Source organism: Desulfoluna butyratoxydans (assembly GCF_900699765.1).
Lineage (GTDB): Bacteria > Desulfobacterota > Desulfobacteria > Desulfobacterales > Desulfolunaceae > Desulfoluna > Desulfoluna butyratoxydans.
The window spans coordinates 24,254-41,256 of sequence record NZ_CAADHO010000017.1 but is presented as its reverse complement, the minus strand read 5'-3'; the positions used below and the strand labels follow the sequence as shown (position 1 = coordinate 41,256).

The following is a 17,003-nucleotide window of genomic DNA, read 5'->3' as shown; positions in this document are numbered from 1 at the left end:
CAGCCTTGACAGCAAGGCTCCCTGCCGTTTGAGGTGGCTGGGAGTTTAAGCCAGAAAAAGGATGCTTTTTCCACCTTAACTTTGCCGTTTCGTGGTCAAAGATTGGGGGTAAGCTCAACCTACTTGATAAAGGTTGCTTTCACCCGTTTTGACGTGAGCATATAAGGAACCCAAATAAATGTGACTATAAGAGAGCGGGAAAATTCTTTCACAGTATCCGGGTCAAATATTGGTTCATCGGGCATAACTAATTTTATGGAGAATGCATCCGCAAGAATGAATGCCGTAGTAAATAAAATAATTCCAATATACCATTTCGGAAAGTTTTCTTTCTTCGAAAAAAACAGAAAAGCAATGAACCCCCAAACAAGGATCATAGCGACATTTATCGATATTTCACCTATAAGTATGGGCGCCCAAAGCGAATTGTAAGCCTCAGTACCCGGTGTGGTTAACATCTCCCATGACCCATTTGTAAACAGTTTCACATAAGTTGGCAAAATGAAGGCTATACCTCTTAATGGACAAAGAATTATTCCTATACCTACAAGAATAAGCCAACCACCTAACCCTTCTAAATCTTTTTCCTGAGTCATTATTCGATCCTTTCTGATATTATACCTAACAAACCTACAGAATAGCCCATTTTTCTGAGAAAAAAGGGTGCCGATCAACACATGTGACACAATCTTTTTCTGGCTTTTGAAAATATTAGAACTCAGCTAAACAGAAGATTGACGACTCCAAAGGTTCGCCCCTAATTTAAGAGCGCAAAACAAGCGATTAATGCAATGAGCTAATATTATGATTATTTATTTTTTTTAAATGCAAATCACCTCATTTCCGGAGGCATAAATTTTCGATCGTCCTCATTATCATGGGGTTTCATCGGCTGGAATGAGACACTTGGCTCCGTCCTGAGCTCTGGTGACATTGATACAGGATAACAAAGATCTATAAAGAAGCGGCCTGAGACCATCAAGTACAATCCGAAGCACAGCGGGATAAGGCCACCCAAGGCAATTGTCTTTAGACAGTATACCCACATATATTCCACAGAGGCTTGGGATGTCGCGAGAAACTCATGCATCATCCCTGACCCAAAGTACGATGACGGGTTCCCCATCACTTTCTCCATGTCAGGAGGCATGATGAGCATGGAGACTGACTCAAGAATTGTCATGATCGAATAACAAAAGATCAAAAAACCGGTGGTGCGACAGACCAGAATGAATTTTTCTCTCATGAATACCTCTCTCTTTTTGCCCGTATTTATACAGATTCTAAAGCACAGTCTCCGGTTGCAAGGGGTTGCCCCCTAAAACTCGTTATCGTAGGTGCTTTACCCCTCGTGCCTCAGAATAAAACGTAGCGTTATACATTCAATATGCTCATATGAGAACCACCCATATTGGCAGAGGTGTTGGTCAGTTTCCTTCTTTGGTAACCGACGGCGAAAAACGGGAATTTACAGTAAAATTCCTTAGGTGTGCATGGTCAAATGGCATGCGTACCGCGTGAATTGTAGGATTGGCAAAGGTAGTGCCGTGTCCATTGGGCGCGCGCTCAACCAATTATGCCATGCCTCGCAACAGAAAAAGCCGGCCTGTCAACTCCGATAGTTCTAATAGCTTAAAGAGCCTGCCTCTCCCATTTCAGAGCCTATTTCAGCTATTTCTAACGTTTTTGAATCCCATCCGAATTTTTTAATCCACAATATCAATATATCGGTGACTTCATCGGGCTGTAGCATAAGGCCCTTCATTCGCGTTGTAGAAGCAGAATGAAAAACCTTGTATCTCGCCTTTCCATGAATCTCTCTATGGGTGGGAGAGAGGCTGTTTTACATGTCGCCTGACACGGCCTTTAAACTGCCGGTTCGAAACTAATGCCTGTCCCTTATTTCGAGTGTATCTTTGTGATAAATGGGGTCGTAACCAGCGCCCGCGCATACAGCCTCTATAATCTCGTACACAGAATAATTCTCAATTTTTACATTGTGAGTAACGGCAAGGTTGCAATGGTAAACAACCGGCAATGTGTTGTTTAATTTTCCATTCATCATCTCAATGATGTCTCTAATATTCTTGAACTTGCCGCTTATGGACACTTTTTCATCCAACTGGGGAAACACGTTTCTTTCAAACTCTAAACGTCCCAACACATAGCGCGTAACAGATATTCGTTTATCAAGAGGTATGGTTTTGTTGTTCCAGAACACGGGTGCAAAAGTATAGAATTCGTGGTTCCATTCAGCATCCCCTTGACCTGCCACCCCATGTGACGTGATTGCTAAGGAAGAGGCTTGAAGCATCGTTGGCATTAGAACTGCTTGGAAAAACAAACAAATAATAACGGTGGATAACATAAGATTTATTTTCACGTTTACACTCCGAGAAAAAATAATTTTCAAGCCATAGTTCCATACCGCCCTTACTGCGCCCCATTACACTTAAGAAATTGCAGACGTAATAAGCATTACCTCCACGAGGGTTTTAAAAAGTCCTTCTGACTTACATGGAGAAAAACAAAAGACCTAATCCGTAGGAGTTTGACGGGAACACGGGAAAAATGTCCGCGACCCCGACCCACCGGAAAGTTGAATCAACACGTTAAGGATATTGATGTTTTTTCGGGCCATGAGGAGCCCTTTCATTTCAATTCATAGATTGCAATAGAGCAACAAACCCGCTGGTACGTAGTATATAGGGAAAACCGAGTGCTCTTGGTAAAAACAGAGCCCTAACAACAAAGGATTTAGCCACAGACAACAAAAATTCAGACAGATACAACAGGAACGCTAAAGAGCAAAGAAATCTAATTCTTCAAATGCATAGACATGGATTTTAAAAGAGAAAATGTCAGATGTGTAGGCCTGCCCCCTTCTCCGTACGGTCGACTGTAAAAACGCATGTTATGCAGTTTTCCACAATTCACCGTCACGTTCCTCCTGACAGTTGTAACACCCGCTTTTACCGTTACCTTTGTTAAACCATACATGCTGCCAACCAACACTCTCACATGATAGAGGCCTTTGATCATGCCAATATTTGCTGAGATATTCTTCATCAGTCCCGGCGAATATTCTTATACTGCATGCAATTTCAGTAACGATACTCTCTTCTTCGTATATTTCTTTGATTTCATATGTATCGAGAAACTCAACACCGTCGGTCGAATACTCTTCAAACTCTGCAAGAATTATTCTTTCCGCTTCTTCAGGTGATGATGCATCAGTTACCACAACTCGTTCTTCAAATTGTGTAATTCTTTTCGGATCATCGAAGCAATGTTTGAATATACCAATGCCACTATATTTCATGATTTATCTCTGCATTCTGATGCATAACGCGTGGCTATACCGACCCAAAAAGCTGAAAAGGGCAGCAGTTGAAGTTAGGAAGGACGTTGCCAGCTTTTTGGGGGCGGCCATAAGCCAATTGTTATAAAATATGCTTAAATACGAATAAAAAAGCTTATAGGCGTGTTGATTTATGAGTTAATGTTTGTTTCTTCGTAGGGTTTAAGTTGATAACCATTCATGTAGCCTGCCAATAAACCTAAACCCAAAGCTATCGCAAAAACAACAGTATTGCTGGGGAAAAACAAGCTTCTCATTATGGAACCAATAATAAATATTGGTGCAGCGAATTTTAAAAAGGAAGGTGTGTCAAGATATAATGTTACTGGTTCAGAGCACTTAGGACAACGACGAGGCAACTCTTTAGTGTTTATTGTTTTATCCCTGAGATTTACTTTTGAACTACAATGTGGGCAATTCATAGCTATCTCCTCATTTTTTTATAACGCTTGGCTATGCCGACCCAAAAAGCTGATAGGGGCAGCGGTTGTAGTTAGGAAAGACGTGGCCAGCTTTTTGGGGTCGGCCATTAGCCACATGTTATATGAAATAGTTAATGGGTTTTTTTGAGTGATATTTTTTGCATTGATAGCAAATTTTTATATTCGCTGAATTTATCAGAATGAAATAAAAAGCTTGGCCGTAAAGACAAGTAAGCCATGATTAATGATGGAATTATAATAAATAATAGGAATCCAATAATGCTGGGATGTGGCCTACCATTAAAAATATGGTTTATCAAATTAAGTGACTGCCAAAGCCCCAATGCAATGTTCAATACACCAAAAGCTATTATGATAGGCTTTTTCATTTTGACAATATTAATCATCAAAACGATTGTTAAAGAAAGAATAACAACACCTAATATCTGATAAACATCTCGATTTCCATGAGATAAATATCGTGCAAGACTGATAGAAAAGCCACCGATCCCAAAGAGGGCCCATATAGCCATAATTGATATGTACCAGGGCCTTTTTGTATATTTTTGTTCAACGCCAAAACTAAGTTCATTACTTTCTTCTGACATCACTTCTCCTTTTAAACATATGATGCTTGAACTAACCGGCCAGGTGGCGCCGAGCGACATCGGCCTGGAAACGAAAATGTTTGAATTACGGCGCCGCTGGAGGAGCGGACAGCATAGCCCGGTCCGAGTTTAGCGACTTGTTAGGTTTTTTAATTCTTTGATTTGTCACAATTTTTTACTATTTGCTTTACTATTGTTTTCAAATCTTCTTCTGAGTATGTGATTTTATCTAAGACCCAAGGGTATCTTTCAAAGTGTTCAAACATACCATATTCTCTTTGAGACATTTCAATAATTGGTTGAATAGGTAACGATGGGAAGTGGGGAATTATATGTGATAGCTCTTGAGGTATACTTTTGGGACTTGAAATATCGGCAATAACAAACTTTGCCATGGAAGCTAATGTTATTATAGTTTCAGTAACATCACGATTTTCAGGGCCATCAAAATCAAATATTACCGGGAGGTAACCATAAGTCTGTATTTCGTTCTTGATTTGATCTAAAATTTTTTTTCTGTCTGATGAAAAGCGTCCTAAAATAAGAACCACTTTAGACGTTATAGTGTCAATAATATCTCGAATTTTTGAACTGTTAACCAATAGAGCTATAAACTGAGCTAATTCTATTGTGGGGACTGTAATTGCAGAATGGTCTTTCTCTATATAAATGTTGCTTTGGTTGCATCCTTCTAAATTTAGATCCCAAGCAGATATTCCATAGACTCTTACTTGTTCTATTGTAGTGTTAGAAAAATTTGTTTTAACTAAACTCATATTATTTAAAGTGGTTGCAAAAAGTTTTGAACCTGAGAAATCCGTTTCTTCTGCACTGCAGTAAGATAAATTTGCGCCTTCAAAGTTACAATTTTGAAATTTTGCGGAACCAATTTTTGAAACTTGTAGCTGTGCGAAGCTAAAGTCGCAATTATAACAATATGAATCTACCAAATCCGAATAATGAAAGTCACTTTTTGAAAAGTTACAATCACAGAAAACACAATTTCTCAATGAAACTCTGTTAAGATTACAATTTGATAAGTTGTAACCATTGTATTCTGGTAAATCATATAAATATTCAGAATCATATAGGTCAGATAAAAAATTAGAATCACTTAAATCAGGACTAATATCTGGATTAAGATCTCGCCATTTATTCCATTCTTTAGCGCCTTTTTTCCAAATTTCTATATGTTTCGAAATTGGCAAGAATTTCTCCTTTTTAAAACCTAACGCCGCAAATAACCGGCTGGAAAAGGCGCAGAGCAAAGCGGCGCGTCTTTTACCAGTCCGAGTTAATTTGCATTGTTATGTAATTTTACCCGACTTGTGATTCAGAATACTGATTTTTTATTTCTCTGTGGAAAAATTTCCCCTGTGATTCAGCACCTTCGAATTCATACCATAATGTTTCTGGGACATCAAAATACTGCCACACTGCTCCACTATTAAACTCTATTTCAAGAGTGGAGTTGCTTGAATCATAACCAATACTGCGAATCATTGATGATTCAATGTTTTTTCTATCCATTTGAATCTCCTTTTGTGGAATTTATTCTTTGTTCTCTTATATTTGTTACGACTGACTTGTAATTGTCATCGCATGGTTCATGCTTCTTGCTCCAGCACTCCACTAATTTGGGATCTTCACTGGTAGGCCTTGGGTTGTTAAGTTTTATTCTAACTCTGGAAGGTATTTTTATTGATTCACCAACGATAACGGCTTCACCAATTCTCAATGATGGTAATAAGTCAATCAAACTATTCAGATTGTCGGGAGATGAAGATTTTACAATTGACTGATCACCTGAATTTGTTAACCTTAACGCGATAAGAGTTCCAAGTTGGGCAAGAATAGTTTCAGAAATTTCGGAAGGGCGTTGTGAGATTACTAAGGCACCAACCCCAAATTTTCGACCTTCCTTAAAAATGCGTTCAACTGCATTTTTTGAATAACTGTTATTGTCATTTTTGCTTAAATAAGTATGAGCTTCTTCATATGCAAGTAATATTGGTCTATTTTTGCCCGTGTAAGATTTATTCCGGCCCCAAAACATACTGTCATAAACAAATCTTGTAATTAGTCCGATTGTAATATCTAAAATCTCGAAAGGGACTCCGCTTAAATCAAGTATTGCTAATTTACTTTCACTGCCGATCCAATCATTTAACAAATCATGTAAATCTTTTGAGGAAGATATATCTTTGTAATCGCCAGGATGGAACATAAAATCAAATCTGGAATCTTTAAGACGTGATAACAATTTTTTTTCATATGAATAGAAATCTTGGTGTTTGGATTTATATGGTGCACTATTACCCATTGGGTATGGTTTAAATTCTGCAGGCTTTAAATTCTCATAATCGCCATTTTTAGATTTTCCATTTTCATCCTTTGCCAACTCTACCGTATCTTTTGTTTGCTTGTCTTTTGTTGATTCTGAAAAAGTTGCATTAAGCCACCAATTCATTTCGTACCAGAGCTTTCTAACACTAAAAGGAATTGGAGAATCAGCAGTAATAAAATCTGGATTCACATTGCCCGACTTAAGTTGATAATGCTCTTTTTTAAAATTTGTTATCCATTCTCTCAACAATCTATACTCAGGTCTTTGGTCATCAGTAGGCTTGGCTCCAACAAGAAAAAATGCTAATTCATCAAAAGTCATCAGCCAGAAAGGGACATTCAAAGGAGCTGAAGAATCGTTAATCCTAAAAACTTTTGATTTTGGAAATGCAGAAGCGTATTCTCCATGGGGATCGACTAAAATAATCCGTGAACCAAGATAATCATCTAATATCGCTTTAAGAATACTAACAGTGGTATTTGATTTCCCACTTCCAGTAGAGCCCAAAATCGCACAATGCCGCAGTATAAGTTTATGAATATCAACATATACACTTAAATTATCAGAAGAAGAATGTTTGCCAATTTCAATTGAGCCAGCATTCTTTTCGCCATAAATATCAAATAAATCTTGTTCAACAACAAGATGAACTTCATCATTAATTGTTGGGTATGTTCCAATACCTTTTTCAAAATCATCATCACCAATTTTTTCACCGATTAGCTGAACACTTAGAAATCTTGAACCTACAATTTGCTTAGTTTGATTATCTTCTTGTTTACTTGGAGTATTACTTACTGATGATACAATCCCATAAGTGATTATATTGCCCATTGGCATTTTTACAAAAGTGCCTATTTGTCCAATTTTATATAACCGCCCATTAATTATTGGTGCCGAAGAGGGAATGTCATCAGAAACTTCTACTTCAACAGTACTTGAATCAACTCTTATTATTTTCCCGAGATATGTAATATCACTATCCATTTGCAACGTCCTCTATAGTTTTCTTCCTTCCAGAATTAGTGATAAAAAATTCAACAAGGTTATTATAATCTCCAAGTGTCAGTATCTTCTCTGTTTTGTCCCAGTAAGTGTTTGATTTCTCATTTGGTTTTAAATCTGATTCATTGTATTCCCATTCGCCCATTGTGCCATTGACAATTGACTTTGTAGGCCCAAAAGCTGTTAAATTTAGATATGAAGAAGAGGCTTTATATAGCTCTACAACTTCTGAGTCCTGATAAAAAAATACCAAAACGGATAATCGATTATTTTGCCGAAGAGAATTAAATATAATCTCATTTATATGCTGATCTGAAAATGAATAACCACTAAAAACAAAAAGTAGTTCACCAGCAGTTAGTACACTTTTTAATCGATCAAAATATGCAACAAATGGTTGTTTTTTTGAAGAATCATATTTTTCCTTAGAAGGATAAATTACCAATTCATTTTTAACATTTTCAATGTTTGGAATTTTTCCTCCACGAAAAATACTATGAGAATCAGCTTTACCGTTTTCTTTCCAAAACCAATTTAATGATCCATGAATCTTCCATAGCCTAAGCCAATTTTGAGTCAGGTCAGACTTATCAACAAATCTTTCAATACTTTCTTGCCAAAAGAAAGGTTCGTATGAACCAACAAAACCATCAAAGTAAGGTGCTTTGATAGCTTCAAGTGATTTTTCAATTATCAAATCATAATTTGATGTAAATAACTCAGTCGAATAGTTTTTATTTTGCATGTTCAGCCAAGCAAAAAACTTTTTGGTACTTGAAAGATCTGCTTTCGATTCTTTTTCACTAATAATAGTGTATATTTTTTTGCATATTTCACTATCAAGTTTCTTTGCAGTTTCACCACTTATATCTATATATTTTTTATCTTTTTTTCCTCCAGTAATTGACCTTATTTGGCGTAAATGATTTAGAATGTCTTCAATGTTTATAGTCTTATCAGGGTACGTAGTTTCTAAGTCTTCTTTTGTTTTTATAAAATTAGCTTTAGAATCGACTTCTAAACCATTCTCCACCTCGGTTGTTAAAGTCGCAATGTTGGGTACACCAAGTGCGCATGAAGTACCTGCACCAAAAAAGAAACCATATTTTTTAGAATAAGAAAGTTGGTTTTTTAATTCTCTAATTTCCCTTACAAGATTAAATTTCTTCATTTATTTTTTCCTATTCAATGTAGATATATGGTTTTTACATAACATTAGGAATACCCCGACAATTTTCCAGGTATCACCCATATAAAATGGATAATTTTCCAGGGTATCGGATATTCAAGGGGTTAAAGTGGAAAAATATCCGTTTCAGATTCCACTTTTTGCTGTTCAATACTGCTGAACGGTACACTCAACAACCAGATAGTTTGCACGCCAAAAAAACCGCGAGCATCTCACCTATAAAATCCGTTTGATATTATTCAGATTTTGAGCCAACCCACCATGTAGCCACCAACCACACAGGGTATTGATACACCCCGATTACATTTTCCGTGTTTGTCCCTTAATACGGCGATACCCGGAAAATTTTCCTTGTTTGGCCTTTAATACCCCCCTGCAAAAAGGCTTCGCACACAACCTAACTGCCTTAGAGTAATGCGCAGGACCTTTTCCACCAGACAGGAACCTGTGCCCTGAGCACCAAGGCCCGATCAGTATTTTTAGTCATACGCCGTAAACCTCCATTTTTCAACTCAAAAACTCACTATCCCTGGAAGAGAACTTTGGACAACAGGCTGTAAATCTGTATAAATAACTCTTTATCTTCAACAGACATGCCTATGTCTCTTCGGTTTCCACATCAACCTGAACACCACCTGTAGATTCTTTTATTGATCCAAAGAGGAGAGTAATCTTTTTTGGTATCGAAAAAATGAACGGTGAGCCCGGGACTGGGAAACAGGCCCGCAAGGTATGATGAGGATAAAAATGCCGGGAAGGGAATTGATTCGGTGGTTTTCGAAATGAATAACAGCGGGATTTACCAACAAAAAAAAACTATTGACACGCAAAAAGGATGGAATTAGGGTGGAACGTAATAACTAGTTATTACGGTAATCATGGAATTCAAGATGCGACCCGACAGGATGCAGCAACATCCTGCCAGGCCTGACCAAAACAACCTAACCAGGAGGTCGTCATGGCTACACGGTTTTTTACACCACCCCCACCCCCTTTTCAAGTCGTATTTTCCTCATCACGCGCAACCCTGCGCCCCGTCCATCAACGCAACCGCCTTTATAAATGGCCTATTTTTGAATAGTGATTGGTGAATAGGGAGTAGTGATTGGAGATCATAGGCAATGGGTCATGGGGTCCGTACGATTCCATGGTGCCCTTCCCTATCCCCTATCCCCTATACCTATCAGCCTCACGGGCCCACGTAGTGCGTTGTCTCCGGTGTCCTGTTGTGGGCCCGATCAATCCGATCTCTATTTACCACTTACGAGTCGCGATAATGGTGCACAGAGTGAACCCTACGGGCTGGTGGTTCACGGGGCGCGGTAAAGGACCCCGGAGCCCCATCTCTATTCACTCTTCACCACTCACGACTCACGAAAATGGTGCACAGAGTGCACCCTACGGGGTGGTGGCTCCCGGGGCTCTGTAAAGGGCTCCGGGCAGTCCCGTGCCTATTTACTCTTCACAAAAAAATGGGGGTTCATCATGATCTCATCGGACAGTCAACCCGGCCCGGGTATGTTTTCGGGATCGGAGATACCCGAGCTTTGTGACGCCATCAAAGACGTTCATCGCCTCCTCACGTCCGTGGGGGCCTTCTTTTCCGAACTGGAAGGCGCTGAGGCGCCGGGAGGAAACGGCCTTCAGATTGACTTCAAGAAATGGGGCCTTCGCACCATCACGGAGGATCTCCTGGAGCGGCAGTACCAGGCCGTGGAGCACATTGTGGCGTTTTACAAAGGCGAACAGGAGAAAATGGCCCGGAGAGACAGGGGGTGACGGGAAATCCGGGGCAGCTCACACAGAGCCGGATGGATACGTTATTCCTTCCGAAGGGAAATCCCCATGACCTTTGCGGTGGTTAGCCCTGTATTCCAGACGGAGTGGCGTGTCTCTCCCGGAACCCTCAGGGACATCCCTTCTGTTACGGCAAAGCTCTCTCCGTCCATCCTGATCTCGATTTCGCCCGCAATCACCGTGAACAGGTGGTCATGGGGATGCGTGTGGTCGGGGTCGGGGCCACCGCCCCGGGGGTCGATGTAGGCAATGGCGCAGTCCTTTACCTCGTCATCGATGTGTGACGAGAGAACCAGTGCCTTAAACGCTTTGTGATTCCTGGGTGTGATAAAATCATTCATTCTTTTTTCTCTTTCTTCATAGATAAAGGATCTGCCAAAACCGAACAACACACGTCATTCATAAAGGCCGCCGGAATTAAACCACAGAACGCGTCCTACGCCCATACCTATCCCGAATGGTTCACGGAAGAGTAAAGCAAAAGGGCTCACCACGCAGCGTAGTCCGCAAGCCCCTCCACATCGAATATCTCAAACTTGTTCTTGGTGATCTTGCCGATGATATTCTCGCTGCGCAGTTGGGCCAGAGCCCTGGACACGGTCATGAGATGGAGACCGAGAAAATTGCCGATGTCCTGCTGGCTGATGGTGATCTCGTTATCTCTTTCATAAAGCTGGAAAAGGATTTCAGCGACCCGGGTGATGGGCTTGTTGTTTGAAAGGTTTGCCACGAAATGGCTGAGGTAGATCCGCTTGTAGATAATGTACTGGGAAAGGTTGATGGACAGCTCCGGGTATGTGCGGACAAAATCGGTATCCATGAATTGACGCGGGGAAAACGCATAGGCCTGGGTATCCGTCAGGAACTCGAAGGAGACCCGGTCCTTGTGGTGAATCATGCAACCGGCCTCATTGCACAGGGAGTCTCGCCCCACAAAATACAAAATACGCTTTTCGCCGCTGTCCAGGTAGCAGCTGTAGCTCAGGCACCCCTCTTTGATCAGGTAGACCCCGTCAGCCGCCTGGTCCACCACCTGCCCCCTGGCAAAAGATTGCAGGGTTGCCATGTGAAGGATCTCTTTCCAGCAGGTGTTCATCCCTTCAATGATGATGTTTACCTTCTGATGGTCCGGAAAGCCGTATGGCCTTTCTGTCATCATGCCCCCTTGCTCTCACCCGGATAGTTCATGGAAAAACGGCCAGGCCAAATCAGTAAAATATCGTTACGAAGCAACCATACCCGCAGCTCTGACGCCTTGAATGTTGGCGCACTCGACTCGTGACATATCCGGGCTCAGCGCCTGCTTCGTAATATCCCGCCGGTCATTCAGTCCCACCAACACACTATCATACCCCTGCCGGATCAGCAGCCGCAACTCATGGCTGGTTTGCCCGGCATCGGGCAACGACGTGATGAAACCATAACCAACCTCCCATTTCTGCCTGCCGGGTTCATGCCATGGATCACATGAAATTTAAAACGTAACAAATGTTATTTTTTCTCTTCGTTGGACGGGCTACAGTAGTCCCACATCAGAGGCGCCTTTGGTTTCAATCACTTACCCCGGGACCAAAGACGATGCAAAGGCACAATGCCAGAGCATCGTCGACCCCGGTTGCAGAAAACGCCATGAAAGCGCCCCGAAAAAAAAGAAACAAGGAGTGAAAAGATGGATATAGACGCACTGAAGGAAACGATTGAAACAAAGGTATATCATATTCAACCTGACAGGGAGGTGCCGTTGCACGAGCACCCGACCCTGGACGAAGTGTTTTATTGCAATGAGGGCTCTGGCGTTGGAATCGTGGAAGACCGGGAATTCGAGCTGAAGGCCGGGGATGTGTTTGTGGCACCTGCCGGGAAAATGCACTCCATCCGAAATGACGAGCCCATGGTATTGACGGCCATTCTCATCCCAGTGAACAGGATTGTCTGCCACTGCAACCAGGTCAGCTACGCGGATATCAGGAAGGCCATGGCCTGTGGGGCCCGTACAGTGGAAGAAATTCAGGAAATCACCGGTGCGGGTACAGGGTGCGGGAATTGTATCGGGGAGATCGAACACATCCTGTCCATTGCCTGCGGGTGCACCAATGTGTCCATGGACGATGCGGTGAAAGCCCTCCATGGAGGTGCCGATACCGTTGAAAAAATGCTTGAGGCAACAGGGGCTGGCAATGGCTGTGGAAAGTGCAGGCATCTCCTGCAAAACATCATTGACATCAAGAGGTGATGGCTCGGTGAGAGGGGGGGCAGATCGTCCCTGCGGGCAGGCGCTTTCAGCGTCACTGCCCACACAGGATCGCCCCCCTTCTCCATGGGTCGAAGGCACAACGGTGCCTTACCCGGCGGTAAATTGTAAATCTGCCATTATCCGAAAGAATCCTTGGTGTTGCTGTTCAATCGATTCATGCCATGGGCCAGGGGACTCATGCTGTCACCACGGCCTTGGCAAGCTTGCTGGCGGAACCGGCATCCGGGGCGTAACCGTCGGCACCGATCTCGTCGGCAAACCCCTGGTTCACCGGCGCGCCGCCGATGAGGATCTTTACCGAATCGCGAAGGCCCGCCTCCTCGAAGGCGTCCATGGTCTTCTTCAACATGGGCATGGTGGTGGTGAGAAGGGCCGACAGGGCCACGATATCCGCATCATGCTTCCGGGCCGCCTCCACAAAGGCCTCGGGCTCCACGTCCACGCCCAGATCCACCACCCCAAACCCCGAACTTTCAAGCATCATACGCACCAGGTTCTTGCCGATGTCGTGCAGGTCGCCCTTGACCGTGCCGATGACAAGGGTGCCCACGTTGCGGTTGTCCCCTTCTCCCAACTGGGGCTTAAGGATTTCCACGGCGGAGGTCATGGCCTGGGCGCACATGATCACCTCGGGGATAAACATCTCCCCGGATTCCATCTTCTCACCCACGAGATCCATGGTGGCGATCAGCCCCTCATTCAAAATCTCCACCGCTGGAATACCGGCGTCCAGTGAGCTGTTGACCCGATCAATGAGCTGGTCGGTATCTCCTGACATCAATGAGGCCATGATGGCATCGTGATTAGACATGAACGTTCTCCTCTGTGATGTGGTGACTGCAAAGTGACTATTCCGTTGGAACCAGCCTCCGACGGCCCTTTTGGTGCGTTTTTCCAAAGGCGACACGCCGGAGGCAGGGCCCTTTCTTTGTCATCCATGGTTATATCAAGCGTTCACAGGCTCCTTTTCCTGCACCTCAGGGGCGGGGCCGCACTCCTCGGAATCGGGAATACGCGGGTCGTCCCTTCGCATGGACACCACCATGCTGACGCACATGCCCACCATGATGAAGATAATGAGCAACGAGGCAATGATGGAGGAGAGCTGAAGCCCTGAGATCCCCTTACCCACCATGACAAGGGTGATCCCTAAAAGGCCGATGACGATGGCCCACAGGGCGCGAATTCCCTTGGGGGGCAGATCCGGGTTTGCATCGGAGCGGGTGGAGACCTGGGCGCAGACGTATGAGTACGAGTCCACGGTGGTGGAGAGAAAAATCACCACAAGGATCAAAAAGGCTGCGGCCATGACGCTTCCCATGGGGAGCTGTTCAAGCATGGTAAAAACCACGCCACCGGTGCCGGTCTCTGCCATGGAGTCCACCAGGCCGGTCTTGGCGATGAGTTCCTGATAGAGGGCGGTGCCGCCGAAGGCGGTGAACCAGAGCCATGTGGCAATGGGGGCCACGAACATGTGCACGAGCACCATCTCACGAATGGTCCGCCCCTTGGAGATGTTGGCCACAAACAAGCCCGTTGCAGGGGCCGAGGCAATCCACCACGCCCAGTAAAAGATGGTCCACCCCTGGGGAAAGCCCCCCTTGCTCACGGAGTCGGTCCAGAAGCTCATCTTGAAGAAGTTGGTCAGGTAAAGGCCGAAGGCGTCCATGCCCATGTTGATCTGAAAAATGGTGGGTCCTGCGAAGAAGACGAACAGCATGAGAACCATGGCCAGCGGGATGTTGATGTTGCTGAGAACCTTGATGCCTTTGTCGATGCCGCTGACGGTACTGAAGGTAAAGATGGAGATCCAGACCACGGCGATGAGAATATAAACCATTTTCGTTTCGGGGATCCCGAACAGGGAGTTGAGGCCGGAGGCAAGCTGCATGATGCCGAGTCCCGTTGCCGTGGTAACGCCGCCGATAACACCGATGACGAGAAACGAGTCCATCACCTTGCCAGCCCACCCGTCGGCGCGGTTCCCCATGAGGGGCCGAAAGGCGGCTGAAAAGCGGGGGCTTGCGCCCTTGCAGTGCATGAAATAGGCCATGGGCACACCGATGGCCATGTAGATGGCCCAAGGCGTCCATCCCCAGTGGAAAAAAGCGTAGGCCAGGGAGAGCACCCCTGCTTCGGGGGTTCCGGTCTCGACCCCGAAGGGAGGGGCCTTGAAGATGGAAAGGGGCTCGGCAGCGCCCCAGTAGACGAGGCCCACGCCGTAACCGCAGGCAAAGATCATGGCGAACCAGGAGAAATAGGAATATTCGGGCTTGTCCTGCGGGCCTCCCAGCTTGATCTCACCGTAGCGGCCGTAGGCAAGCCAGAAGGCGAAGATCACCAGAAGGAAGCCCACCAGCAGGTAGAGCCAGCCGAACTGATGGGTGGCCACCTTAAAGGCGCGGTTCATGACCTCGCCCATGCCGTCGGTGTCGGTGAATGCCCAAGAGAAAAAAGCGAGCACAACGGCCAGGGTGCTTAAGACGACCGGGATTTCTATGCGTTGATGCCAGGGACGATCCGTTTGATTTGTCTTCATCTGTTCCTCCATCTTCATGTCATTTTGGCCGGGCACTACCCTGCCGTATGGCCGACGGGTATGCCCAATGATTCAAGGAAGGTGTCCAGTTGGTTCTGACGGTTCGGTTCATGGTGCGGCGGTTTATATGCGCTCAGCAGGCGATCACGGGCGGCGTCGATGCGGTCGTCGAACACCTCTTTTCCCGTACGGCCCTTCAGGGGCCCCCGCCAGCTGACGGACGGGATCCAGGGAGTGGTGCGGCAGTTTTTCAGGGTGTGGGGGTGGGCCAGGAAGGGGACGCCTTCCACCCCCTGCTCAATGACGGAAACGGCCAGGTCATCGGTGGCGGTCTCATACCCGCCCTCCAGGTACTCCACCATGGAGATCACCTCAAGGTCGGTGATGAACTTCTCCACGCTCATGGCCCCGTATGCATCGAGGATCCCGGCGCTGTGCAGCATCAGGTTCACCTTTTCGCGACGGGAGACCATAAGGGACATCATGCTCTCATAGCCGCTCTGGGCATTGACGCAGCAGGCATCGGTTCCGGCTCCACCGCCGCGGCAGGGAAGGCCGTAGCGTTTTGCCAGGCGGGCTGTGGTCATGGCCTCAAGGGAGAAGCCCGGCGAGCCGATGGAGACCCCGCCGGTGGCCATGTCCGCGGTGGTGGCCTGGAGCCCGTACACCACCGGGGTCCCCTCCCTCAACAGCTGGGTGATGGCCACACCGGCCAGGGCCTCAGCATTGCCCAGGGCAAGGTTTCCGGCCAGGGTCACCGGTCCCGTGGCACCGGCGATGGGGCCCGGAGAGATGATCACCGGCTGCCTGTAGCGGGCGCAGACCTCCATGGTCTCCAGGGCGATGCTGTCAAACTGAAGGGGGCTGGTGGCGTTGACCAGGGTGAGGATCTGGGGCTTTGCCTCAAGGGCTTCTTTTCCTCCCCGGGCAATGGCCATCATCTCCATGAGAATCTCCACCTCACGGCCATGCCCCGGCATGCCCATGAGGCACTTTTCGCTGTGCAGGATGGCCGCGCGGAGCATCAGGGGAAAGCTGTGCTCCGGGGTGATGTCCGAGGGCTGCACAAGGACCCCGCCGTTGAGGCAAAAAGCCGGGCTGCTCTCCACAAGCTTCAGGAAGGTGAGGTAATCCTCAAAGGTTGCGCTTCGCCGCACGCCCTCCCCATCAAGGATGGAGGGGCACCCGTAGCCCGCGCCGTAATACGTCCGATCTCCCCCCAGCACCATGTCATATGCCGGGTTTGCCGCGTGGAGCCTGATCTCCGACGGCGCTGAGGCGATGAGGGACTCCACCTGTGTCCGCGTGAAAAAGAGGGTATCGCCGTCCCTTCGAATACCGCGATCCGAGAGCATCTCCAGCAGCTCCGGATGGTGGATCCGGACGCCGAGGGTTTCAAGGATGCTCATGGATGCTTCATGGATACTGCTTAACGGGCTGTTCATTACACCTCCTTCTCATGGCGTGTACTCGCAAAGACG

Annotated in this window: 16 protein-coding genes; 2 read left to right on the top strand and 14 right to left on the bottom strand. The window is 45.7% G+C overall.

The genetic code is table 11. From position 1 onward, the window contains the following. Positions 1–119: 119 nt before the first annotated feature. From MSL71_RS25855 to MSL71_RS25815, 9 genes are all read right to left on the bottom strand, one after another. Complete coding sequence (locus MSL71_RS25855) at positions 120–596, bottom strand: DUF2569 domain-containing protein (RefSeq protein ID WP_180147269.1); 477 nt, start codon at positions 594–596, stop codon at positions 120–122. Between the two features lie 1,289 nt (positions 597–1,885). After that, on the bottom strand, positions 1,886–2,383 hold the full coding sequence (locus tag MSL71_RS25850; protein WP_180147266.1) for a hypothetical protein: 498 nt from the start codon (positions 2,381–2,383) through the stop codon (positions 1,886–1,888). A 531-nt stretch (positions 2,384–2,914) separates the two neighbouring features. Continuing rightward, a complete protein-coding gene (locus MSL71_RS25845) occupies positions 2,915–3,322 on the bottom strand; it encodes a hypothetical protein (RefSeq protein WP_180147263.1) in 408 nt (135 codons plus the stop codon). A gap of 170 nt (positions 3,323–3,492) precedes the next feature. Then, complete coding sequence (locus MSL71_RS25840; protein ID WP_180147261.1) at positions 3,493–3,783, bottom strand: hypothetical protein; 291 nt, start codon at positions 3,781–3,783, stop codon at positions 3,493–3,495. 131 nt (positions 3,784–3,914) lie between these two features. Next, positions 3,915–4,391 carry a hypothetical protein gene (locus MSL71_RS25835; RefSeq protein ID WP_180147258.1) on the bottom strand — a complete coding sequence of 159 codons (477 nt, stop codon included), beginning with the start codon at positions 4,389–4,391 and terminating at the stop codon, positions 3,915–3,917. A gap of 149 nt (positions 4,392–4,540) precedes the next feature. Continuing rightward, a complete protein-coding gene (locus MSL71_RS25830; RefSeq protein WP_180147256.1) occupies positions 4,541–5,599 on the bottom strand; it encodes a pentapeptide repeat-containing protein in 1,059 nt (352 codons plus the stop codon). Between the two features lie 109 nt (positions 5,600–5,708). Next, positions 5,709–5,921, bottom strand: coding sequence for a KTSC domain-containing protein (locus MSL71_RS25825; protein ID WP_180147254.1), 213 nt, complete (start codon positions 5,919–5,921; stop codon positions 5,709–5,711). Further along, positions 5,914–7,725 carry an ATP-binding protein gene (locus tag MSL71_RS25820; protein WP_180147252.1) on the bottom strand — a complete coding sequence of 604 codons (1,812 nt, stop codon included), beginning with the start codon at positions 7,723–7,725 and terminating at the stop codon, positions 5,914–5,916. Before MSL71_RS25820 ends, MSL71_RS25825 begins: the two co-directional genes overlap by 8 nt. After that, positions 7,718–8,914 carry an SIR2 family protein gene (locus tag MSL71_RS25815; RefSeq protein ID WP_180147250.1) on the bottom strand — a complete coding sequence of 399 codons (1,197 nt, stop codon included), beginning with the start codon at positions 8,912–8,914 and terminating at the stop codon, positions 7,718–7,720. Before MSL71_RS25815 ends, MSL71_RS25820 begins: the two co-directional genes overlap by 8 nt. Before the next feature lie 1,503 nt (positions 8,915–10,417). Between MSL71_RS25815 and MSL71_RS25810 the strand changes: the two genes are divergently transcribed. Beyond that, positions 10,418–10,711, top strand: coding sequence for a hypothetical protein (locus MSL71_RS25810; RefSeq protein ID WP_180147247.1), 294 nt, complete (start codon positions 10,418–10,420; stop codon positions 10,709–10,711). 41 nt (positions 10,712–10,752) lie between these two features. Here MSL71_RS25810 and MSL71_RS25805 read toward each other — a convergent pair whose 3' ends face one another. Both MSL71_RS25805 and MSL71_RS25800 read right to left on the bottom strand, forming a co-directional pair. After that, positions 10,753–11,070: a cupin domain-containing protein gene (locus MSL71_RS25805; RefSeq protein WP_180147245.1), complete on the bottom strand. Its 318-nt coding sequence runs from the start codon at positions 11,068–11,070 to the stop codon at positions 10,753–10,755. A gap of 146 nt (positions 11,071–11,216) precedes the next feature. Further along, positions 11,217–11,888 (bottom strand): Crp/Fnr family transcriptional regulator, encoded by a 672-nt coding sequence (locus MSL71_RS25800; RefSeq protein ID WP_180147243.1) that lies wholly within the window; start codon positions 11,886–11,888, stop codon positions 11,217–11,219. Between the two features lie 510 nt (positions 11,889–12,398). Here MSL71_RS25800 and MSL71_RS25795 point away from each other — a divergent pair. Next, positions 12,399–12,962, top strand: coding sequence for a cupin domain-containing protein (locus tag MSL71_RS25795; protein ID WP_180147241.1), 564 nt, complete (start codon positions 12,399–12,401; stop codon positions 12,960–12,962). 196 nt (positions 12,963–13,158) lie between these two features. Here the strand turns inward: MSL71_RS25795 and MSL71_RS25790 are convergent, their stop codons facing one another. The 3 genes from MSL71_RS25790 to MSL71_RS25780 form a co-directional block, all read right to left on the bottom strand. Beyond that, positions 13,159–13,794, bottom strand: coding sequence for a corrinoid protein (locus tag MSL71_RS25790; RefSeq protein WP_180147239.1), 636 nt, complete (start codon positions 13,792–13,794; stop codon positions 13,159–13,161). Between the two features lie 135 nt (positions 13,795–13,929). Beyond that, on the bottom strand, positions 13,930–15,522 hold the full coding sequence (locus MSL71_RS25785) for a BCCT family transporter (RefSeq protein WP_180147236.1): 1,593 nt from the start codon (positions 15,520–15,522) through the stop codon (positions 13,930–13,932). A 35-nt stretch (positions 15,523–15,557) separates the two neighbouring features. Next, the gene (locus MSL71_RS25780; protein WP_180147234.1) at positions 15,558–16,967 is read right to left on the bottom strand and encodes a trimethylamine methyltransferase family protein; all 1,410 of its coding nucleotides are present in this window, start codon (positions 16,965–16,967) and stop codon (positions 15,558–15,560) included. Between the last annotated feature and the right edge of the window lie 36 nt (positions 16,968–17,003).